Raw genomic sequence first — 21,556 nt, 5'->3', positions numbered from 1 at the left:
CGCCCAGGAGGCGCCGATGCCACCCCGTACCGCCCGCCGTCTCGGCGTCGCCGCCGTACTGGCCGCCACGCTCGCCGGCCCGACCGCCTGCGCGGTCGGGCCCGAGCGGGCCACGCCGGCCGGCGCGGCGACCGCCGGGTCGACCACCGCCCCAGCCGCGTCCGCCCCGACCACGTCCGCCGGTGCGCCGTCGACGCCGCCGGCCCGGGTGCCGGAGACGCTGGCGTTCACCGCGAAGACGCTCGACGGTACGACGTTCTCCGCCGCCGCCCTCGCCGGGCGGCCGGTCGTGCTGTGGTTCTGGGCGCCCTGGTGCGCCACCTGCGCCAGCCAGGCGTGGACGGTCGCCGAGATCGCCCCGACCTACCGGGACACCGTGCCGATCGTCGGCGTCGCCGGCCTCGGCCAGCAACGGGCCATGACGGACTTCGTCACCGAGTTCGACCTGGCCGGCACGCCGCAGCTCGACGACCGCGCCGGCACGCTGTGGCGCCGGTTCAAGGTGACCGAGCAGAGCACGTTCGTCATCGTCGACCGGGACGGCACGGTGGTCCACCAGGGCTTCCTCGACGGCGAGGCGCTGACCCGGCAGGTCGAGACGCTGGCCCGGGGATGACCGGCGCGCTACTGCTCGCGCTGACCGCCGGCATGCTCGGCGCGGTCAACCCGTGTGGCTTCGCGATGCTGCCCGCGTACCTCTCGGTGCTGGTGGCCGGCCCCGGCGACGGGCGCGGCGCGGTCGGCCGCGCGCTCACCGCGACGGCCGGGCTGACGCTCGGGTACGCGGCCGTCTTCGGCGCGTTCGGGCTGGCCGTGGCACCGGCGGCGGACTGGCTGCGCCCCCGGCTGCCCTGGCTGACCGTGACGCTCGGCGTGCTGCTGGCGCTGGCCGGCCTGTGGCTGCTCGCCGGCCGGCGGCTGCCCACGCCCGGCCCGTGGCGCACCGCGCCCCGGCTCATCCGCACCTGGCCGTCCATGGCGCTGTTCGGCGCGGCGTACGCGCTCACGTCGTTGACCTGCGCGATCGCGCCGTTCCTGGCGATCGTGGTGACCAGCCTGCGGGCCGGCTCGCCGCTGCGCGGGCTGGCGCTCTTCGGCGCGTACGCGCTCGGCATGGCGTTGGTGGTCGGCGTGGCCGCGCTCGCCGTGGCGCTGCTGCGCGGGCGGGTGGTGGCCGGGCTGCGCGGCGCCGGCGCGTGGGTGTCCCGGCTGAGCGGCCTGGTGCTGCTGGTCGCCGGCGGCTACGTCGCCTGGTACGGCTGGTACGAGGTGCGGCTGGCCCTGGGCCGCCACGACGCGTTCGGCGACCCGGTGGTGACAGCCGCCGCCCGCGTGCAGCAGACCCTGGTGAGCACACTGAACACCGCCGGCCCCGCCCCCCTGGCCGCCCTCTCCCTCACCCTGCTCGCCGCAGGTTTGCTGGTAAGGCGGGGCCCCCTGTTAACGCCTCCGGTAGAGGCGGGGGCCCCGCTTAACAGCGAGACCCCCGCGAGCAGCGCGAGCGGCGTGGCCCCCGCGAGCGGCGTGGCCGCAGCGAGCGGCGACGCCGCAGCGCGGGAGGCGGTCAGCGGGTCGGGGTGAGGCGGTCGGTGCCGAGCTTGTCGCGCAGCACCTCGGGGACCACCACCGAGCCGTCGGGCTGCTGGCACTGCTCCAGGATGGCCGGGAACAGCCGGCTGGTGGCAAGCGCCGACCCGTTGAGCGTGTGCACGAAGCGGGTCTGCTTGCCGCCCGGCTCCCGGTAGCGGATGGCCGCGCGGCGGGCCTGGTAGTCGCCGGCCCAGGAGACCGACGACACCTCCTTGTACTTCCCGGTGCTCGGCATCCACACCTCGATGTCGAGCGTCTTCTTCATCGAGGCGCTGGCGTCGCCGGCGGCGAGCAGGCTGGTCTGGAAGTGCAGGCCGAGCTGCTCGACCAGCCCCTCGACGTGACCCACCATCGCCTGGAGCGCGGCGTCGGCCTGCTCCGGCAGCGTGAACTGGAAGATCTCCACCTTGTTGAACTGGTGGCCGCGCACCGTGCCGCGCTCGTCGGAGTGCGAGCCGGCCGCCTCGCGCCGGTAGCACGGCGTGTAGGCGAACGCCCTCAGCGGCAGCTTCGGCGTCTCCAGGATCTCGTCCTGGTAGGCGCCGAGGATCGCCGTCTCCGCGGTGGGCAGCAGGAACTGGCCGCGCGGGGCGGACTGCTTGTCCATGCGGTAGACGTCGTCGTAGAACTTCGGGAACTGCCCGGACGCGAAGCCGGCGGTGTCCAGCAGCAGGTGCGGCGGCAGCAGGAACTCGTAGCCGGCCTCGATGTTGCGCTCGATCAGCCAGTTGACGAGCGCCCACTCCAACCGGGCGCCCACGCCGGTGTACATCCAGAAGCCGGAGCCGCCCAGCTTCACGCCCCGCTCGTGGTCGACCAGACCCAGCGCGCGGCTCAGCTCCACGTGGTCGCGCACCTGCTCGATGGCCGGCGCCTCGCCGAACGTCCGCACCACCCGGTTGGCCTCCTTGCCACCGGCGACCACGTCGTCGGCGGGCAGGTTGGGCAGCTCGCTCATCGCCGAGCGCAGCCGGGACTGCACGTCGTCGAGCTGGGACTCCAGCTCCGCGAGCTGCTTGCGCTCGGCCTCCGGCGCGGCGGGCTGCGGCGTGGCGCCGGAGCGCTTCGCCTCCGCGTACGCGCGCGCCTCGGCCTTGCGGCGCTGCCGCTCGGCATCGATCTCCGTGATCAGGGCGCGCCGCTCCTGGTCGAGTCGCTGGATGTCGTCCAGCGCCCGGGTGACCTCGGCGGGATCCAGACGCTTCGCCAGCGCGGTCGCCACCGCCTCGCGATCCTTCCGGATCAACTCCATGTCGAGCATGCTGCTCGTACGCCTTTCGTCCGGGCCGTCAGGTGGAACCCACAGATGCTACCGTCGCGGCCCCGCCGGCCCGGCCCGGGCTCTCCCGCCCGGACCGACCCGGCGTGCGCGACGAAGCGGTCAGAGGCGCACCGGCATGAGGACCGAGAACGCGTCCGCGTCGTCCGCCCGGCGCACCGCCAGCGGGGTGATCGGGCCGTCCAGCTCCAGCACGAGCTGGCTGCCGCCGGCGTCCAGCGCGTCGAGCAGGTACTCCCGGTTCAACCCGACCCGCAGCCCACCGTCCGGGTCCCCGACGGCAGCCGGGTCGACCAGCCGCAGCTCGCCACCCTGGTCCAGGCCGAGCGCGACCACCGGGTGCGCGACGCCCTCGTGTGTCTGGTGGCACACCCGCACGTCGTCGGCGGTGAGCGCCGCGCGCAGCGCCGCGCCGTCCACCGGGATCCGGTACGCGGGCGCGGCCCCGAGCCGCGCGCCCAGCAGCCGGCGGTGGTCCGGGAAGTCGTACGGCAGCGGGGCGGTGGTCAGCGTGCGCCCGGCCACCGTGACCGTGACCCGGTCCGCGGCGACGACCACCTCCGCGCCCGCCCCGTCGCCGTCGAGCAGCGCGCGCAGCTCGTCGACCGCCGCCACCGGCACCAGCGCGCGCACCGGCGGGCCGTCGACGGTGGCGTCGACCCGGGCCACCGCCAGCCGGTGCCGGTCGGTGGCGACCAGGTGTACGCCGGCCGCCTCGACCTCCAGCAGCACGCCGGACAGGACCGGCAGGTCCGGGTCGGCGCCGACGGCGAAGCGTACGGCGTCCACGGCGGCGGCGAGGTCGGTGCGGGACAGCACGAGTCGGGTGGTCACGGTGGTCTCCTCCGGGTCGATCAGGCTACGGATCCGGGAGAGTTCGCGGCGCGCGTCGGCGAGGCCGTCCTCCAGCCGGCGCAGGTGCGCGTCCAGCAGGCGGTGCACCTCGGCCGGCTGACGCCGGTGCCGCAGCGCCTCGGCGATGCCGGCCAGCGGCATGCCCACCCGGCGCAGGCCGGCGACCAGGCGGGCCGGGCCGACCTGGTCGTCGGCGTACCAGCGGTAGCCGGTCACCGGGTCCACCCGGGCCGGCGTCAGCACGCCGGTGCGGTCGTAGAACCGCAACGCGCTGACCGTCAACCCGCTGGCCCGGGCCAGCTCACCGATGCTGCGAAGCTCGCTCTCCACGGCCGCCATCCTGTGCCCTGCACCAGGTCGAGGGTCAACGCCCCGGGTTGTTAAGAGGGGGCCCCGCCTCTACCGAAAACGTTAAGAAGGGGCCCGGCCTTACGCCTTCAGCGTGCGGAAGGTGATGCCGGCGCGCACTAGGCGGTCCAGCAGCGCGTCGCCCATCGCGGCGACGGGGGTGAGCTGGCCGGCGGTGTCGGGCAGTTCGTCGAAGGCCAGGCAGAGCGCCGACTCGGCGAGCATCTTGGCGGTCTCGTCGTAGCCGGGGTCGCCGCCGGCCACCTCGGTCACCACCCGCCGGCCGCCACCGGCGCCCACGAACCGCACCCGGAACCAGGACTTCGCCCGCTGCGCGGCGCTCGGCCCCTGACCGGAGGCGAGCCGGCCGAGCAGCCAGCGCCGGGTCGGCGGCACCTTCACCAGCCCGACCACGCCGGCCAGGCCCACGCCGGCGACCAGCACGGTGGGCAGCCGCTTCAACGCGGCGAAGTGCCGGTACCGGAAGTCCGGGCCGTACTCGGGGCGGGCCGCCGCCGACCGGCGGACGATCTGCGGGTCGATGGTGGGCAGCGGCACCGCCCACTGGCCGAACTCGCGGACCCGCCCGACCCGGCCGGGCACCGCCCGCACCCGCCGCCCGTCCGGCCGGGGTTCGACCGCCCGCCGGGCCTTCGCCGCCCGGCTCGTCTCACCGGTGCGGGAGAACGCGGTCAGCGCCGAGTGGTAGGTCCCGGCGGAGAACCGGCCGCCGGCCCGCACGTAGCCGTCCACCGTGACCGGCCCGTCCGTGGGGAGCTGCTTGACGGTGTACCAGACGCCGAGGTCGTGCGGGATCGAGTCGAAGCCGCACGCGTGCACCAGGCGTGCCCCGGTGCGCACCGCCTCGGCGTGGTGCCGCACGTACATCAGGTCGACGAACTCCGGCTCGCCGGTGATGTCCAGGTAGTCGGTGCCGGCGGCGGCGCACGCGGCCACCAGCGGCTCGCCGTGGTGCACGTACGGGCCGACGGTGGAGGCGACCACCCGGGCGCTCTCCGCGACGGCCCGCAGCGACGCCGCGTCGGTGACGTCGGCGGTGAGCAGGGGCAGCTCGGCCAGGCCGCTGTCGATGGCGGCCAGCCGGTCGCGGACGGCCGCCAGCTTGGCCGGGTTGCGGCCGGCGAGCGCCCAGCGCAGCCGGTCCGGCGCGTGCCGGGCCAGGTACTCGGCGGTGAGGCCGCCGGTGAAGCCGGTGGCGCCGAACAGGACGAGGTCGTACGCGCGGTCTTCGGGCATCCGCCGAGTGTGCCACCCGCCGGCCGGACTCACGGCGTGAAGACCGCCCGGACGCAGCCGTCCGCCCGGTCCCGGAACAACGCGTACCCCTCGGCGGCCCGGTCCAGCGGCAGCCGGTGGGTGGCGAGGTGTTCGGTGACCAGCTCGTCCCGGGCCATCCGGTCCAGCAGCGCCGGGATGGCGTCCGGGCCGACCCGGGCGCCGCCGCGTACCGCCAGCCCCTTCTCGGTGACGGCACCGAGCGGGAACCGGTCCACGAACGTCGACCCGCCGGCGAGCACCACCACCGTGCCGCCCTTGCGGCAGGCGTGCACCGCCTCGCGCAGCGCCACCCCGGCGTCCGGTCCGCCGGCCGGCCAGCGGGTCGGACCGGTCGGCGGGCCGGCCGCGTCCACGCACACGTCCGGCCCCCGGCCGCCGCTGCGTTCCCGCAGCTCGGCGAGGACGTCGACGGAGCGGTGGTCGAGTGGCTCGGCGCCGGCGTGCCGGGCCGCCATCCGCAGCCGGTCGGCGTGCTCGTCCACCACGATCACCCGGGCCGCGCCGCGGGCCACGGCCGCCGCCGCGGTGAGCTGTCCCACCGCGCCCGCGCCCCAGACCGCCACCACGTCCCCGGGGGCGACACCGGCCAGCTCGACGCCGTGCCAGCCGGCCGGCGCGGCGTCCGCGGCGAAGACCGCCCGGTCGTCGTCGACCCCGTCCGGTACGGCGAACGCGCCCACGTCGGCGTAGGGCACCCGGACGAACTCGGCGTGGCCGCCGGCGAAACCACCGAGGCGGGCCGGCCGGCCGTAGCACCCGGCGGCGGGCACCCCCCACTCCGGCTCGGTCGCCGCGTCGCTGGTCCCGTTGTCGCAGCAGGCCAGCAGCCCTTGCCGGCAGAACCAACAGGCCCCGCAGGCGATCGCCGCGCCGACCACCACCCGGTCCGCGACCCGGTGCCGGCGTACCTCCGGACCGACCTCGACCACCTCGCCGACGAACTCGTGCCCGAGCACCTCGCCGGTGGCCGCCTCGGGCACCCGGCCGGCCAGCAGCGGCAGGTCTCCGCCGCAGGTGGCGCTGCGTCGCACCCGGACGATCATGTCCTGGGCGTTGCGCAGCTCCGGGTCGGGGACCTGGCGCACCGCGAGTTCATCCGTGCCCTCCCAACACAGGGCCCTCACCCGGTCGCCTCCGATCCGGATCGGCGGGGCCGCCGCATCGCCGGGCGGTCCAGCGGCGAGCGGTCCGCCCGCAGCACCTCCCCGGTCTCCAGGAGCTGCCGGGTCTGCCGGAGCACCTGCCGCAGGTACCGGCCGGGGTCGTCGCCGACCAGGTGCGCGGCGAACCCGGCCAGCGCCGGTGTCCCGCCCAGCGGGCGGACCGCCAGCTCGGTGCCGCGCCCGCCGGGTGCCGGGCGGGCCCAGACCTCCACCGCGCCGTCGAGCCGGCGCAGCGGCTCGGGCCACCGCCCGCCCGGGAGCACCTGTTCGGGCCGACCGGTCACGGTCACCACCTGCCAGCGCGCGGGCCGGGCCCCGGTCGCGGCCCGCCGTCGGTGGACGAGTGCCAGTGCGCCGGCCGCCAGGGCGCGTACGCCGTCGGCCAGCCGTCCGGTCCGGGTCACAGGCCCTCCCCGAGGTCGCGGGTCACCCGGGCGGCCGGCGGTGCGCGGCCGGCCGCCCGCGTGTCCCCAGCGTGGCGGCGGTCCGGGTGACGCGGGTTCGCCCGGAAGGGGTGAACCCGCGCGGTCCGGGTAACCGCCCCCCGCACCGACGGGGGAGGAACGCATGCCGGAGCAGGTCGACCGGGTCCGGTTCGCCGCGCCGACCGACGCGGACGCGCCGCCGGCCGTCGGGACGCCGGAACCGCTCACCGCCGACGCCGGTCCGCCGCGGCGGCCGGGGCCGCCGTTGCTGGCGTCCCGGCTGGTGCCGCCCGCGCCGCCCGAGCCGCTGCTGCGGCGTCCCCGGCTGCTGGACCGGCTGGAGCGGGGTGCGGCGGGACCGGTCACCTTGCTTCTCGCCCCGGCCGGGTGGGGCAAGACGACGCTGCTGTCCGGTTGGGCGCGGGCGGAACGGGCGGGTCCGGCGCCGGTCTGGGTCTCGGTGGCGGAGGACGACACCACCGGGCGGCTGTGGGCGTACCTGGCCGCGGCGTTGCGCTCCGCCGTCGCCGGTGACCCGGGGGCGGACCCGCCGGTCCCGGTGGACCCGCCCCGGCCGGCGCAGTTGGAGGCGCTCGCCGCCGCGCTGGCCGCCCGTGAGCACCCGGTGCTGCTGGTGCTGGACGACCTGCACCGGGTGACCGACGCGCAGGCGTTGGCCGGGCTGGAGTTCCTGCTCCGGCACGGCGACGGGCGGCTCCGGCTGATGGCCGGCGCGCGCCGGGAACCGCCGCTGGCCCTGCACCGGTGGCGGTTGGCCGGTGAGCTGACCGTGCTCGGCCCGGACGAGCTGGCGTTCACCGCCGACGAGGTGGCCGACCTGCTGGTCGCGTACGGCGTGCCGGTGCCGGCCGAGGCGGTGCCCCGGCTCGCCGAGCGGACCGCCGGCTGGCCGGCCGGGCTGCGCCTGGCCACCCTGGCGTTGGGCGCCGACCCGGCGCGGGCCGTGGCGCACGTCGCCGGCGACCAGCCGGACATCGCCGCGTACCTGCGGGACGAGGTGCTCGCGACGCTGGACCCGGCGGTGTGTGACGTCCTGCGCCGGAGCGCGGTGGCGGTCGCGGTCCGCGCCGACCTGGCCGCCGCGGTGACCGGGCGGGCCGACGCCGGACGCCTGCTGGCCGAGGCGGCCCGGGAGGGCGGCTTCGTCCAGCAGGACGGGGGCAGCCCGCCCTGGTACCGGCCGCACCCGCTGCTGGCCGACCTGCTCCGCGACGAGTTGGCCCGGCTGCCCGTCGGCGAGCTGGGCGAACTGCACCGGCGGGCGGCCGGCTGGTTCGCCGCGCACGACCGGCCGGCCGAGGCGCTGCGGCACGCGCTGGCGGCCGGCGAGTGGGCGGACGCCACCGAGCTGCTGGTCACCCGCTGGCCGGAACTGGCCCCGGACGAGCCGGCCCGGCCCGTCCCGCCGGCGCCGCCCGAGCCCCCGGCCGAGGCGGTACGCCGGGACCCGGAGCTGGCGTTGGCCGCGGCGGCCGAACGGGCGTACGCCGGGGATCCGGCCGCCGCCGAGGCGCTGCTGCGGCGTGCGGTCGGGCACGCGACGGACCTGCCGGCGCCGCGCCGCGACCGGTTCCGCCGGCTGGCCACCGCGGTCGAGCTGAGCCTGGCCCGGCTCGCCGGGGACCACGCGGCGGTACGCCGCGCCGCCGACCGCCTGCTCGCCCCCGCCCCGCACGACGACCCCGCCGGCCCGGACGTCGCCCAGCCCGCGCGCCAGCACCCCGGTGAGCCGGTCCACGGTGGGGCGGGGGTCGTCATCCTCGGTGGAGCCGACGCCGACGCCGACGCCGACGCCCGGGCCGTCGACGTCGATGTCGACGACGTGCGGGCGGTGGCCGGGGCCGCGCACGGGCTGGTCGCGCTCGCCGAGGGGGACCTGCGGGAGGCGGGCGGGCGGTTCTCCGCGGCGCTCGTCGCGGCGCGTCGGGCCGGCCGGCCCCGCGTCGAGCTGCTCTGCGCCAGCCGGTCGGCGCTGCTGGAGGCGGCCCGGGGCGCGCTGCGTACCGCCGAGGAGCGCGCCCGGGCGGCCCTGTCGATGCCACCCTGCCAGGGCTGGTCGTCGCGGCTGGACTGCGGCTACGCGTACCTGGCGTTGGCGTTGGTGGCCTGGCACCGGGACCGGCCGGCGGAGGCGGCGGCGCAGCTCGCGCTCGCCGGTCCGGCCGGCGCGGAGCCGGGCGGGGCGGCGCTGGCGGCCCTCTGCCGGGCCGGGCTGCTGGCCGACGGCGGGGAACCGGCCGCCGGGCTGCACACGCTCGCCGCGGCCCGGCCGGTCGCGCCGGGGCCCGAGCTGGGCGCGTGGCTGACCGCCGGCGAGGCCCAGCTCCGCGCCGCGGTGGGCGACCCGGGCGGGGCCCGCGCGCTGCTGGACGCGGTCGGCGACAACTTCACCGATCCGGCGCTCGCCCTGGTCTCGGCCCGGCTGTGGCTGCGGGCCGGCGACGCCCGGGCGGCCGAGCGGGCGCTGCCGGACTGGACCGGGCCGGGCGCGGAGGGCTGGCCGCTGCCGGTCCGGCTGGGCGCGGGACTGCTGGACGCGGCGCTGGCCGGGGCGGCCGGCGACGGTCGGCGGGCCGGGCGGCTGCTGGAGGAGACGCTGGCGTTGGCCGAGCCGGACGGCTGCCGGCGCGTGTTCACCCGGGCCGAGCCGGGGGTACGCGACCTGCTCGCCGCCCACCTGGACTCCGGCACCGCGTACTGGGCGACCGTCAGCGACCTGGTCCGGGGCGTCGACGCGTCCGGGGCCGACGGGGCACCGGACGGGCCGGCACGGGCGTTGGACGAGCCGCTCACCGAACGGGAGCTGACCATCCTGCGGTATCTCCAGAGCATCCTGACCAATGTGGAGATCGCCGCCGAGCTGTCGCTCTCGGTCAACACGGTGAAGACGCACGTGCGCAACGTCTACCGCAAGCTCGACGCGACCCGCCGGCGGGAGGCGGTCCGGCGGGCGCGCGAGCTGCGGCTGATCTGACCGGTCGCGGGCGGGCCCGGCCCGGTCAGGTCGGCGCGACGGCGTCCACCACGGCCAGCAGCTCGGCCAGGTCGTAGCCGCCGTCGTGGCGGATGTCGTTGACGAAGAGCGTCGGCGTGCCGTTGACGCCGCTGCGGATGCCGCCCACGAAGTCCTGCCGGACCCGGTCGGCGTGGGTCTGCCGCGCCACCTCCGCGCCGAGTTCGTCCGGCGGCAGCCCGATCTGCTCGACGCCGAGCGACAGGTGCACCGGGTCGAGCTGGTCCTGGTGCTCGTAGAGCCAGTCGTGCATCTCCCAGAACCGGCCCCGCGCGCCGGCCGCCTCGGCGGTCTCCGCCGCGTTCTCCGCGTACGGGTGGACGTTGGTGATGGGGAAGTGGCGGTACACCAACCGCACCACGTCGGCCCGTTGGCGCAGCACCTCGGCCAGGTTCGGGTAGGCGGCGCCGCAGAACCGGCACTGGAAGTCGCCGTACTCGACGACGGTGACCGGGGCGTCGGCCGGACCACGGACGTGGTCCCGGTCGGTGACCGGGACCCGCAGCCGGGCGGTGGTGACCTGCAACGGGGTGGTCATCGTGTGCTCACCCGCCGATCGGTGCCGAGCTGCTCCAGAGCGTCGAGGATCCCGTCCACGCCCGGGTTCACCTCGGGCGGGGAGAGCTGGCTCCAGGCCACCCGGCCGTCCGAACCGATCACCACGAGCGCCCGGTCCGACTGCCCGCGCGGGGCGTACGCGCCGTAGCGGCGGGACACCTCGCCCTTCGGTTCGAAGTCGGCGAGCAGCGGGAACCGGATACCCCGGCTCTGCGCGAACGCCCGGTGCGAGTCGACGCTGTCCACCGAGATGCCCAGCAGCACCGCGTCGTACCGTTCCAGCTCGGGCAGCGCCGCCTGGTAGAGCGCCATCTGGTCGCCGCACACCGGCGTCCAGTCGGCCGGGTAGAAGGCCAGCACGACCGGCCGGCCACGGAACTGCCCGGGGCCCACCTCCCGCGCGTCGGGCGACGCCGGCAGCGTGAACCCGGGCGCGGTCTGCCCGGGCGTGATCAGCCCGTTCGGATCACTCATACCGTCCACCCTGCCGGGCGTCCGGGTGAGCCGGGCTCACCCGGGCCGGGTGGTTCGGTTCACGGCCGCACCGTGATCCCGTTGCTCAGTCCGCGTACGCCGGTGAGCCGGGCGACCGACCGCTCGGCGGCCCGCCGCTGGTACTCCCACCCGACCTCGCCGTGCAGCGTGACCCAGCCGTCGGCGACGGTCACCCGCAGCGCCCCGACCGGCAGGAACGCGTCCCACTCCAACGCCCGGACGGCCGCGAGCGCGAGCCCCGCGTCGTCCCGGCCGGCGCCGGCGGGGACGGTCGGGACGGCGAGGTCGTCGGCGACCGCGCGGACCCGGGCGACCCGGTGCGTGGCCCGTTCGGCGGCCCACCGCGCGGCGGGGTCGGCCACCGGGCCGGTCAGCGTCACCACGCCGCCGTCGACGGTCACCCCGATGCCGTCGAGGCCCGCCCGGGCCAGTTCGTCGCGTACCGCGGACCGGATCTCCCGGTCGGTACGCGTCATCGTCCCGGTGGTCATCCGGTTCTCCTTCCGGTGGGTGGTCGACGCGCGGGTCGGTCCCCGCACCCTGCGATCCTGCGCGCGACCGGGTGATCCGCCCCCACCCGGAACGGGTGACATGGGAGCGCTTCCATGGCGCGGTTGATCGGCGTACGCTGAGGGTCCCTCGGCTGCGGGAGCCAGTACGCCGACGGGGAGCCCGGGCAGCTCCCCTCCTCGAAGCGCCACCCCCTGCTCCCGTTCCCCCGCCCCCAAGGGCTACCGAGAGGATCCGCCCCATGCGCAGAAAACTCGCCGGCCTGGCGGCCGTCGCGCTGGCCGCCACCGTGGCGACCGTCGTCGTGCCGCTCGTCGCCACCGGCGTACCCCCGGCCGCCGCCGCGGCCACCGAGCCGTACACCTGGAAGAACGTCCGGATCGACGGCGGCGGCTTCGTCCCCGGCATCGTCTTCAACCCGACCGAGAAGAACCTGATCTACGCGCGGACCGACATCGGCGGCGCGTACCGCTGGGAGCAGGCCACCCGGTCGTGGACGCCGCTGCTGGACTGGGTCGGCGCGGACCGGTGGGGCTGGAACGGGGTGGTCAGCCTCGCCACCGACCCGGTGCAGACCAACCGGGTGTACGCGGCGGTCGGCATGTACACCAACGACTGGGACCCGAACCACGGGGCGATCCTGCGCTCGACCGACAAGGGCGCCACCTGGCAGGCCACCGAGCTGCCGTTCAAGAACGGCGGCAACATGCCCGGCCGGGGCATGGGGGAGCGGCTGGCGGTCGACCCGAACCGCAACAGCGTGCTCTACTACGGCGCCGAGGGTGGCAACGGCCTGTGGCGCAGCACCGACTACGGCGCGACCTGGGCCAAGGTCGCCAACTTCCCGAACGTGGGCAACTACCGGGCCGACCCGAACGACAGCAGCGGCTACCAGAGCCAGAACCAGGGCCTCACCTGGGTCAGCTTCGACAAGGGCACCGGCACGGCCGGCACCGCCACGAAGACCATCTACGTCGGGGTGGCGGACAAGCAGAACCCGGTCTACCGCAGCACCGACGCCGGCGCGACCTGGGAGCGGATCCCCGGCCAGCCCACCGGCTACCTCGCGCACAAGGGCGTGGTCGACCCGGTCGGCGGCTTCCTCTACCTCGCCACCAGCGACACCGGCGGCCCGTACGACGGCGGCAAGGGCGACGTGTGGAAGTTCAACCGGGCCACCGGCGCGTGGACGCAGATCAGCCCGGTGCCGTCGTCGAGCGGCGACGCGTACTTCGGCTACTCCGGGCTGACCATCGACCGTCAGCACCCGAACACGCTGATGGTCGCCACCCAGGTCTCCTGGTGGCCGGACGCGATCTTCTGGCGCAGCACCGACGGCGGCGCGACGTGGACCCGGATCTGGGAGTTCACCAGCTATCCCAACCGGAGCAAGAAGTACACGATGGACGTCAGCTCGGTGCCGTGGCTGACGTTCGGCACCAATCCGGCGCCGCCGGAGGAGACCCCGAAACTGGGCTGGATGAACGAGTCGCTGGAGATCGACCCGTTCGACAGCGACCGGATGATGTACGGCACCGGCGCGACGATCTACGGCACCACCGGCCTGACGAAGTGGGACACCGGCGGCACGTTCACCATCACGCCGATGGTGAAGGGGCTGGAGGAGACCGCCGTGCTCGACCTGGTCAGCCCGCCGTCGGGCGCGCCGCTGATCAGCGGCCTCGGCGACATCGGCGGTTTCCGTCACACCGACCTCGCGGCGGTGCCGCCGATGATGTTCACCCAGCCGGGCTTCACCAGCACCACCAGCCTCGACTACGCGGAGACCAAGCCGGCGGTCATGGTCCGGGCCGGTAACTTCACCGACGCCGACCGCCCCAACGACAGCCACGTGGCGTTCTCCACCGACGGCGGTGCGAACTGGTTCCAGGGCACCGAGCCCGGCGGGATCAACAACGGTGGCACGGTGGCCGCGTCCGCCGACGGCAGCCAGTTCGTCTGGTCGCCCGGCGACGCCGGCCAGCAGGTGGTCCGTTCGGTCGGCTTCGGCAACTCGTGGACCGCCGCCACCGGCATCCCGGCCAACGCCGTCGTCGAGTCCGACCGGGTCAACCCGAACAAGTTCTACGGTGTCAGCGCCGGGAAGTTCTACGTCAGCACCAACGGCGGGGCGGCGTTCACCGCCACCGCGGCGACCGGCCTGCCCACCACCGGTGTCAAGTTCAAGGCGCTACCCGGCGTCGAGGGCGACGTCTGGCTGGCCGGCGAGGGTGGCCTCTGGCACTCCACCAACTCCGGCGCGAGCTTCACCAAGGTCACCGGCGTGTCCACGGCGGTGAACGTCGGCTTCGGCAAGGCGGCGCCCGGGAAGACGTACCCGGCGTTGTTCACCGTCGGCACGGTGGACGGCACGCACGGGGTCCACCGTTCCGACGACGCGGGCGCGACCTGGGTCCGGATCAACGACGACCAGCACCAGTACGGCAACGCGGGCGAGGCGCTCACCGGCGACCCGCGCGTCTGGGGCCGGGTCTACCTGGGCACCAACGGCCGGGGCATCCTGGTCGCGGACCGTCTCGGCGGCACGCCCACGCCCACGCCGACGTCGGCGAGCCCCACCCCGACCGGGCCGTCGCCCACCCCGACGAGCCCGTCGCCGTCGCCGACCAGTCCGACCCCGACGCCGACGGGCCCGTCTCCGACGCCGACGTCACCGACCCCGACGCCGACCGGACGCGGCTGCGCCGCCACCTACGCGGTGACGAACTCCTGGCCCGGCGGCTTCCAGGGCGAGGTGACGGTACGCAACTCCGGCACCACGCCGACCGCCGGCTGGACGCTGACCTGGACCTATCCGGACGGTCAGCGGATCGCCCAGCTCTGGAGCGGGACGTACACCCAGACCGGCTCGGCGGTCACGGTGACCGACGCCGGCTGGAACGGCAACCTCGGCGTCGGCGCGTCGACCACCGTCGGCTTCACCGGCACCGCCCCCAACGGCAACCGGACACCGACCGTCTCCTGCGCCGCGCGCTGACGGGTTCCGCGGGCGGCACCACGAGATGACCATGAGGTTGACGAACTGGGCAGCGCTCCTCCGCCCGTCACCCTCATGATCACCGGAGCCCGCTGACGCGACGGTGGCCGTCCCCCTCGTCGGGGACGGCCACCGTCGTCGTGTGCGGGTGCGGTCAGCCGTCCAGGCCGGCGGGGGAGTTGGGGCGGTCGACGTCGACGAACTCGATCTCGTCGGCGGCACGCTCCCGGCTGCCGGCGGCGCGGGCGGCGGTGCCGGCGGCCCAGCCGATCGCCGCGCCGGCCAGGGCCGCCGCGATCAGCAGCGTCCACGGCAGCGCGGGCCGCCGGCCGGCGAGCGCCTCGAAGGCGAGGCCGGCCCGGCGGCGCGCCTCGTCGGCGGCGGAGCCGACCAGGTCGGTGGCCTCGTCGGCCAGGCCGGAGGAGCTGCGGCGCGCGACGCGGGTGGCGTCCCGCACGCTGTCACCGGCGGTGCCGACCGCGTCGAGCAGGTGCTGCCAGGCCTGGTCCGCGACCCGCTCGGGCTTGCTACGGCGGTCCAACAGGTTGGATCCGAACATCGTTCTACCTCCTCGGGTGCCGAAGCCCGGCGGCCACGTCGGACTCCGGTGGTCATCCGGCGCGTCACGGTTCACTTCCCCGGGCAGTGCCCCGCCCGCTCCCGCGCCAAACCCCGCCCGCTCGGTCAGTCGAGCGGCGGGGAAACGGACGGGGTGGGCGGAATCACCCGTACGCGCCGGGGACCGGGTGTCCCGGTGGGATGCGCGGGCCCGCTACCCTGGGTCGGCGGATCGGCCGACCCGGTCCGGTCGTTCGGCCGGTCACTGGTCCGCGTCGAAGGGGAAATCGGAACCCGGAGGTGCGGTTTGGGCTCACCCAGGTGTGCCCAGTCCGCGAATTGCTCATCCCGGGGGGTGGCGACCGGGGCCGTTGGAGGAATACTCTCGGTCGCGGCCCGCGTACTGATGAGGCGCCCGTTGGGGCGAGTGGAGGTGCTCGCGTGAGCCTGTCGATCGTGAAATCGGTGCGTCCGGGTGGTGTCGTCCAGATCGCGCCCCGTGGGGAGATCGACGTCGACACCGCGTACGAGGTGCGGGAAGCGATCGCCGAGGTGCTGGCCAAGGCGCGTCCCGTCCGGATCGAGCTGAACATGCGGCTCGTCACGTTCATCGACTCGGTCGGCATCAGCGCCATGGTCGCCGGCTTCCAGACCTGCGAGGTCAGCGGCGTCAAGCTCGTGGTCACCGAGCCGAGCCGGTTCGTGCACCGGCAGCTCTGGGTGACCGGCCTGCTCGGTCTCTTCGGCGCGCCGGAGCCCTGGTTCGCCGACGAGGCTCCCGAGGTGCTCCCCGGCGCCTGAGCGCCACCCGCCCGCGCACCGATCCTGCGTCCGGCCCCTCGCCGGCCGGGGGACCTTCGACCCGTTGCCAGGCCGGCCCCGGTACGGGACGATCGTCCGGACCCACGACGGCGAGGGGGACCGGTTGCAGAGCAGCGACAGCTTCAGCTACACCGTGCAGGCCCGGTGCAGCCGGGCGGACGCGGTGGCCCTGCTCGGCGACCTGAGCCGGCAGGGCGAGCTGCATCCGCTGATCGTGCGGGTCCGGCAGTTGCCGCCCCGGCCGGGCGCGCTGGCCAGCTTCGCGATCACCGACCGGCTGGAGCTCGGTCCCCTGCACTTCCCGGTCACCTACCAGGCGGACGTGCTGGTCGCCACCGAGGACGAGGTGGTCACCGTCGCCCGGCAGCAGCCGGCGACGACGGTGCGTAACCACACCCGGCTGCGCGACGAGCCCGACGGCGTGGTGCGGATCGACGTGGAGATCACGCTCACCGCGCCGGCGCCGCTGTTCGGTTACGCGTTCCGCCAGGCACGGGCCGCTCACCTGGGCCTCGCCGCCCGCCTCGGCGCGACGCTGGAGGGCCGGCCCGCCTGATCCGCCCCCACGGCTTCCAGACGGACAGCACGGTGGCGATCAGCAGCAGCGTGGTGGAGACGGCCGGCGGCACCACCAGGTCGACCCGCAGGTGCGCGTCGGCTGCCCCGGCGAGCGCGCCGAGGTGCCGGATCCGGGGGGTCAGCAGGAGCAGCACCAGGCCGAGCATGACGGTGGTGAGCGCGAACTTCACCAGCACCCATCGCCAGCGCAGCAGGCCCCACGGAGTGAGCAGGGCACTGGCGGTCCCGATCAGCCAGACCGCCACGCTCAGCGGTGCGAACAGCCAGGTGACCAGCAGCGCCGCCGCCGGGTAGACCACGTCGGGGTCGGCGCCCCGCAGCCCGGCGACGCCGAGCGCGAGCAGCGTCAGGTCGGTGCCGAGCCAGCCCAGCGAGGTGGCCAGGTGCGCGGTGAGCAGCGCCTTGCGGCCGGCGGGGGAGAGTCGTCTCATGTCCCGATCGTCGCCCCGTCGCGCGGCCCACGTCGTGGGCCGCGCGACGACACCCGGTGTACGTCGTGGGGCGTAGTGCTCAGTAGACCGACAGGTGCACGTGGTTGGTGTGGTCGCTGGACGGGTCGCCGTTGCCCCCGCTGTACGACTTCCAGCCGCTGCTGGGCAGCCAGATCTGCTTGAACCAGATCACGTAGAGCACGGCGAGCGGGTCGGCGTTGCGCACGAAGTACGCGGCCAGGTTGTTGCCGTACGTCCGGTCGCCGCCGCTGGCCACGCCGCCGAAGCCGCTCTTCTGGGCCGCGAAGTCGCAGGCCCGACCCTTCGGGTGCTCGCCGGAGCCGCTGGGCCGGTGGCAGGAGACGTACCGGGTGAAGCCGGCGGCCTGGGCCTGTTGCAGCGCGTGCAGCGTACGCGGGGTGATGCAGCCGCTGGCCGGCGTCGGGTCGTTGACGCTGCACGACTCGGCCGGCCAGGAGCCGTCGGAGTTGCGCTTGGCCGGCTTCGCGTTCGCGGTGGAGGTGCCCCGGATCCCGCCGCTGCCGCCGCCGCTGCTGGCGGACGGCCGGTTGTTGGCCTCCTCCAGCGCCTGCTCGGCCTGCTCCTTGCGCTTGGCCATCACCGTGACCTGCTTGCGTTGCTCGCGGACCTCGCCGTCGAGCGCGGTACGGGTGCGGATCGCCTCGTCGCGGGTGGTGATCAGCTCGCGCAGCGTCCGGTCCTCGTGCGCGGCGACCGTCTCCAGGGCGGCGGCCCGGTCCATGAAGCCTTCCGGGCTGGTGCTGCCGAGCAGCGCCGCGGCGGTGCCCATCCGGCCGGTGCGGTACGCCACCTCGGCGATCTCACCGACCTTGGCGTTGCGCTCGGTCAGTTCCGCGTCGATCGTCACGAGTCGTTCGTTGAGCTGCTTCTGCCGGGTCACCGACCGGTTCAGCGCGGCCCTGGCCTCCAGCCAGCCCTTGCTGGCGGCGTCGAGCTTGGCGCGCAGCGCCGGCGTGCCGCCCTCGTCGTCGTCCCCGGGCGCGGCGGCGAGCCGGCCGGTCGGGGGTGCCGCCGAGGCGGGGGAGACCGGTGCCGTCACGAGGCCGAGGGTCAGCATCGCGACGAGCAGGGCCGCCATCCGGGCGGCCGTTCGTCGTACAGGTGCCACTGGGGGCATTCACGTGTCCTTCCGTCAACCGCCGACCGGGTTAGCTGACGGGTTCGGGACGGAAGATCCCTACCGCTGACGCGGATGCACCCCACGTACGTGGTTCCCCGGCTCGCCCCGCGGGCGATTAGGCGACGGCCGCTCCGTCGGCGCCGGATGACGCCTGCGGGTCGGCCGCGACCGAGCCTACCGGCGTTGCCCGGAGCCGGCTCCGCCACCCGGAGCCGAATACCGGGCAAAACCGGCATAAGTCAACAATAGCCACTCGAATTTAAGTCTGTCCTAACTACCAGCCGGTTGGGCCGCAGGCGCCGGCGGACGCTCCGGGTTCGATCTGCAACGTGGCGTGATCGATCGAGAAGTCCTCGTGCAGCGCGGCCCGGGCGGCGGCCAGCACGGTGGCGACCTCCGCGCCCGGATCGGTGGTCAGGTGTGCCGAGGCCACGTCCATGCCGGAGGTGAGCGTCCAGACGTGCAGGTCGTGCACCTCCGCCACGCCGGGCACGGCGGTCAGCCGGTCGTGCACGGCGGTCACTTGGAGGTGTTCCGGCGCGGCCTGCACCAGGATGCGCACCGCGGCCCGGCCGAGCCGCCAGGTGCGCGGCAGGATGAACAGGCCGATCGCCACCGCGACCAGCGGGTCGGCCCACCACCAGTCGGTGACCGCGATGACCAGCGCGGCGCCGATCACCCCGAGCGAGCCGAGCAGGTCGCCCAGCACCTCCAGGTACGCGCCGCGCAGGTTGATGCTCTCCTGGGCGCCGGAGCGCAGCAGCGCGAACGCGGCGATGTTGGCGAGCAGGCCGAGCACGGCCACCACCAGCATCGGTCCGGCGAGCACCTCCGGCGGCTCACCGAACCGGCGTACCGCCTCGATCAGGACGTAGACCGCGACGGCGCCGAGCAGCACCGCGTTGGCCAGCGCGGCGAGCACCTCCAGCCGGTAGAGCCCGAACGTGCGTTGCGGGTCGGTCCGGGCGCGTCGGGTGGCGGTGATCGCCGCGAGCGCCATGCCGATGCCGAGCACGTCGGTGAACATGTGGCCGGCGTCGGAGAGCAGCGCGAGCGAGCCGGTCGTGACAGCGGCCACCGCCTCGACCACCATCAGCACGGCGAGCAGCGCGAACGCCGCCCAGAGCCGACCGGAGTGCCGGTGCGCCGCGTTGGCCACCGCAGCGCTGTGGTCATGACCTGCGCCCACGCACCCACCCTCCCGCCCCGAATCCCGGACGGGCCCAATCTATGCTCACATCGCTATGTGTGCAAGTGACTGTGGCGTCAGCCCACCGGATCGAGCGTGGTCAGGCGCTGGGTGGCCCGGGACAGCGCGACGTAGAGCGTGCGGACACCCGAACCCGGGTCGGCCCGGATCTCGCTCGGCGCGACCAACACCACTCCGTCGTACTCCATGCCCTTGGCCTGGAGGCTGGTGACCACCTGGAGCCGGCCCGCGTCGAGGTCGCCCAGCCAACCGGCCACCTCGTCCCGGCGCGGCACCGGCGTGATCACGCCGACCGTGCCCTCCACCTCGGCCAGCAGCGCCCGGACCGCCTCGACCGTGGCCGCCGGCAGCTCGGCCGCGGCCACCGTCCGCTCCACTGGCGGCACGCCTGTGGAACGCACCGCGACGGGCAGCGCCAGATCCGGATACCGCCGACGGATCTCCGCCGCCGCCACGGCGAAGATCTCCGCCGAGTTGCGGTAGTTGGTGGTCAGCTCGAAGCGACGCCGGGGCCGCCGCCCCAGCGCCTGGTCACGGGCCCGGTCCAGCTCCTGCGGATCGCCGGTCCAGGCGGTCTGCGCCGGATCGCCGACCACCGTCCAGGACGCCAGCCGGCCGCGCCGCCCGACCATCCGCCACTGCATCGGCGAGACGTCCTGCGACTCGTCCACCACCACGTGGGCGAAGTCGCGGTAGTCCACCGGGCGCTCCCGGGCGGCGGCCCGGGCCGCGCGCTGCCGATCGGCGTACGTGCTCAGCTCGCGCACGCCGCCGGCCAACTGGTACGGGTCCCGCTTCGGCTTCGCCCGCCGCACCGGCTTGCCGAGCAGCGCGTCCAGCTCGTCCAGCAGCGCGATGTCGGCGACGGTCAACCCGTCGGTGTCCAGCGTCCGGTACGCGTCGGTGAGCAGCCGGATCTCGGTCGCGGAGAGGACCCCGCCGGCGTACCGGCGCAGCCGCTCGGGCCGGGCCAGCCAGCCCAGCACGTGACGCGGGTGCAGCCGGGGCCACCAGGCCTTGAGGAACTCGCGGAACTCGGGCCGCTCGATGATCTCGTCCTCGAACGCGGGCTGCTCCGGCAGCCGGCCCACCCGCAGCGTCCGGGCCTGCGCGTAGAGCGCGGCGAGCACGGCGTCGAACGCGGCCCGACGCACCTCGTTGCGACGCGCGCCCCGGGTCAGCGTGCGGTCCCGAACCGCGTCCAGCGCCGGCCGGTCGAGCCGCAGCAGCTCACCGCGGTAGAGCAGGCGCAGCTCGGCCGGGGAGTCCGGCACCGCGTCCCGCGCGGCGCGCTCCAGCACCCGGCGCATCCGCAGCGAACCCTTCACGGCCGCCACCTCCGGCGGGTCGGTCCGGGTCGCCGACAGGCCCGGGAACAACGACCCGAGCGAGTGCAGCGTGGCGGTCTCCTCGCCGAGCGAGGGCAGCACCGAGGCGATGTACTCGACGAACACGCCGGACGGGCCGACCACCAGGATGCCGCCGCCGGCGTACCGGGCCCGGTCGGAGTAGAGCAGGTACGCGGCCCGGTGCAGCGCCACCGCCGTCTTGCCGGTGCCCGGGCCGCCGGAGACGATCGTGACGCCGCTGCCGGGGGACCGGATCGCCTCGTCCTGCTCCCGCTGGATGGTGGCGACGATGTCGCGCATCCCGCGACCGGTGGCCCGGGACAACGTGGCCAGCAGCGCGCCGTCCCCGACCACCGCCATGTCCGCCGGCGCGGCCTCCGGGTCCAGCAGGTCGTCCTCGATCCGGGTGACCCGCTCGGCGGCGGACTGGATCGTGCGCCGGCGCACCACGCCGCGCGGCTCAGCGGGCGTGGCCTGGTAGAACGCGGCGGCGGCGGGCGCCCGCCAGTCCACCACCAGCGTCTCCGCGTCGTCGGCGCGCACCCCGAGCCGGCCCACGTGCAGCACCTGCCCGGTGCGCAGGTCCAGCCGCCCGAAGACCAGCCCTTCGTGCTCGGCGTCCAGCACGTGCCGGCGCTGCGCGGCGTGGAAGACCATCGCGTCCCGCTCGACCAGCGCGCCGAACGTGCCGACCCGGGCCAGCCGGTAGCCCTCCCGCTCGGCGTCGGCCGCCGACCGGCGCAGTTCGGCCAGCCGGGCGTACACCCGGTCGAGATGCCGCTGCTCGGCGGCGATCTCCCGGTCCAGCGTGGTCTGGTCGGTCAACGCGGTGCTCCTGTGGTCGGACGGCACGACGGGCTGAATGAGGGTACGGGCCGCCGGCAAGCCGCA

18 protein-coding genes, 1 pseudogene and 1 riboswitch are annotated in these 21,556 nt (G+C 75.4%); of the genes and pseudogenes, 6 read left to right on the top strand and 13 right to left on the bottom strand.

The annotated features are described in order from the left end of the window. The first annotated feature begins 16 nt into the window (after window positions 1-16). Both ACZ6O5_RS20810 and ACZ6O5_RS20805 read left to right on the top strand, forming a co-directional pair. On the top strand, window positions 17-616 hold the full coding sequence (locus tag ACZ6O5_RS20810) for a TlpA family protein disulfide reductase (RefSeq protein ID WP_465979307.1): 600 nt from the start codon (window positions 17-19) through the stop codon (window positions 614-616). Continuing rightward, window positions 613-1,581, top strand: a complete 969-nt coding sequence (locus tag ACZ6O5_RS20805; protein ID WP_465979305.1) for a cytochrome c biogenesis CcdA family protein — start codon at window positions 613-615, stop codon at window positions 1,579-1,581. The genes ACZ6O5_RS20810 and ACZ6O5_RS20805 overlap by 4 nt, the downstream gene beginning before the upstream one ends. Here the strand turns inward: ACZ6O5_RS20805 and serS are convergent. The 5 genes from serS to ACZ6O5_RS20780 all read right to left on the bottom strand — a co-directional run bounded on the left by serS (window position 1,565) and on the right by ACZ6O5_RS20780 (window position 6,938). Further along, window positions 1,565-2,851 (bottom strand): serine--tRNA ligase, encoded by a 1,287-nt coding sequence (gene serS, locus ACZ6O5_RS20800; RefSeq protein ID WP_465979303.1) that lies wholly within the window; start codon window positions 2,849-2,851, stop codon window positions 1,565-1,567. The genes ACZ6O5_RS20805 and serS overlap by 17 nt on opposite strands. Window positions 2,852-2,971: 120 nt before the next feature. Next, window positions 2,972-4,063 (bottom strand): DNA polymerase III subunit beta family protein, encoded by a 1,092-nt coding sequence (locus ACZ6O5_RS20795; protein WP_465979301.1) that lies wholly within the window; start codon window positions 4,061-4,063, stop codon window positions 2,972-2,974. 90 nt (window positions 4,064-4,153) lie between these two features. Next, the gene (locus ACZ6O5_RS20790; RefSeq protein WP_465979299.1) at window positions 4,154-5,329 is read right to left on the bottom strand and encodes a saccharopine dehydrogenase family protein; all 1,176 of its coding nucleotides are present in this window, start codon (window positions 5,327-5,329) and stop codon (window positions 4,154-4,156) included. Between the two features lie 29 nt (window positions 5,330-5,358). Continuing rightward, window positions 5,359-6,495, bottom strand: a complete 1,137-nt coding sequence (locus ACZ6O5_RS20785) for an alcohol dehydrogenase catalytic domain-containing protein (RefSeq protein ID WP_465979297.1) — start codon at window positions 6,493-6,495, stop codon at window positions 5,359-5,361. Next, the gene (locus ACZ6O5_RS20780; protein ID WP_465979295.1) at window positions 6,492-6,938 is read right to left on the bottom strand and encodes a hypothetical protein; all 447 of its coding nucleotides are present in this window, start codon (window positions 6,936-6,938) and stop codon (window positions 6,492-6,494) included. The genes ACZ6O5_RS20785 and ACZ6O5_RS20780 overlap by 4 nt, the downstream gene beginning before the upstream one ends. Window positions 6,939-7,101: 163 nt before the next feature. On the opposite strand from ACZ6O5_RS20780, the gene ACZ6O5_RS20775 reads away from it, so the two are divergent. Further along, window positions 7,102-9,954 carry a helix-turn-helix transcriptional regulator gene (locus tag ACZ6O5_RS20775; RefSeq protein WP_465979293.1) on the top strand — a complete coding sequence of 951 codons (2,853 nt, stop codon included), beginning with the start codon at window positions 7,102-7,104 and terminating at the stop codon, window positions 9,952-9,954. A 25-nt stretch (window positions 9,955-9,979) separates the two neighbouring features. Here ACZ6O5_RS20775 and ACZ6O5_RS20770 read toward each other — a convergent pair whose 3' ends face one another. The 3 genes and pseudogenes from ACZ6O5_RS20770 to ACZ6O5_RS20760 form a co-directional block, all read right to left on the bottom strand. After that, on the bottom strand, window positions 9,980-10,531 hold the full coding sequence (locus ACZ6O5_RS20770; RefSeq protein WP_465979291.1) for a DsbA family protein: 552 nt from the start codon (window positions 10,529-10,531) through the stop codon (window positions 9,980-9,982). Next, a complete protein-coding gene (locus tag ACZ6O5_RS20765) occupies window positions 10,528-11,025 on the bottom strand; it encodes a redoxin domain-containing protein (protein ID WP_465979289.1) in 498 nt (165 codons plus the stop codon). The genes ACZ6O5_RS20770 and ACZ6O5_RS20765 overlap by 4 nt, the downstream gene beginning before the upstream one ends. Window positions 11,026-11,087: 62 nt before the next feature. Beyond that, window positions 11,088-11,537: pseudogene (locus tag ACZ6O5_RS20760) on the bottom strand (BON domain-containing protein); the annotation flags it as partial. 260 nt (window positions 11,538-11,797) lie between these two features. Between ACZ6O5_RS20760 and ACZ6O5_RS20755 the strand changes: the two are divergent. After that, complete coding sequence (locus ACZ6O5_RS20755) at window positions 11,798-14,554, top strand: cellulose binding domain-containing protein (RefSeq protein ID WP_465979287.1); 2,757 nt, start codon at window positions 11,798-11,800, stop codon at window positions 14,552-14,554. Window positions 14,555-14,708: 154 nt separating this feature from the next. Here ACZ6O5_RS20755 and ACZ6O5_RS20750 read toward each other — a convergent pair whose 3' ends face one another. Further along, window positions 14,709-15,113, bottom strand: a complete 405-nt coding sequence (locus tag ACZ6O5_RS20750; protein WP_465979285.1) for a hypothetical protein — start codon at window positions 15,111-15,113, stop codon at window positions 14,709-14,711. 440 nt (window positions 15,114-15,553) lie between these two features. On the opposite strand from ACZ6O5_RS20750, the gene ACZ6O5_RS20745 reads away from it, so the two are divergent. After that, window positions 15,554-15,913 carry an STAS domain-containing protein gene (locus ACZ6O5_RS20745; RefSeq protein ID WP_107155819.1) on the top strand — a complete coding sequence of 120 codons (360 nt, stop codon included), beginning with the start codon at window positions 15,554-15,556 and terminating at the stop codon, window positions 15,911-15,913. Between the two features lie 64 nt (window positions 15,914-15,977). Continuing rightward, window positions 15,978-16,490: an SRPBCC family protein gene (locus ACZ6O5_RS20740; protein ID WP_281937002.1), complete on the top strand. Its 513-nt coding sequence runs from the start codon at window positions 15,978-15,980 to the stop codon at window positions 16,488-16,490. Here the strand turns inward: ACZ6O5_RS20740 and ACZ6O5_RS20735 are convergent. From ACZ6O5_RS20735 to ACZ6O5_RS20720, 4 genes are all read right to left on the bottom strand, one after another. Next, window positions 16,384-16,944, bottom strand: coding sequence for a hypothetical protein (locus tag ACZ6O5_RS20735; protein WP_465979282.1), 561 nt, complete (start codon window positions 16,942-16,944; stop codon window positions 16,384-16,386). The genes ACZ6O5_RS20740 and ACZ6O5_RS20735 overlap by 107 nt on opposite strands. Window positions 16,945-17,023: 79 nt before the next feature. Continuing rightward, window positions 17,024-18,103 (bottom strand): coiled-coil domain-containing protein, encoded by a 1,080-nt coding sequence (locus ACZ6O5_RS20730; protein ID WP_465979280.1) that lies wholly within the window; start codon window positions 18,101-18,103, stop codon window positions 17,024-17,026. 5 nt (window positions 18,104-18,108) lie between these two features. Beyond that, window positions 18,109-18,238: riboswitch (cyclic di-AMP (ydaO/yuaA leader) on the bottom strand. A 142-nt stretch (window positions 18,239-18,380) separates the two neighbouring features. Continuing rightward, window positions 18,381-19,295 (bottom strand): cation diffusion facilitator family transporter, encoded by a 915-nt coding sequence (locus ACZ6O5_RS20725; RefSeq protein ID WP_281936996.1) that lies wholly within the window; start codon window positions 19,293-19,295, stop codon window positions 18,381-18,383. A gap of 77 nt (window positions 19,296-19,372) precedes the next feature. Further along, window positions 19,373-21,490, bottom strand: a complete 2,118-nt coding sequence (locus tag ACZ6O5_RS20720; RefSeq protein ID WP_465979572.1) for a HelD family protein — start codon at window positions 21,488-21,490, stop codon at window positions 19,373-19,375. Window positions 21,491-21,556 lie beyond the last annotated feature (66 nt).

The sequence above is a fragment of the Micromonospora sp. NPDC049201 genome (assembly GCF_055586805.1).
This window is presented reverse-complemented; position numbering and strand designations above follow the sequence as displayed.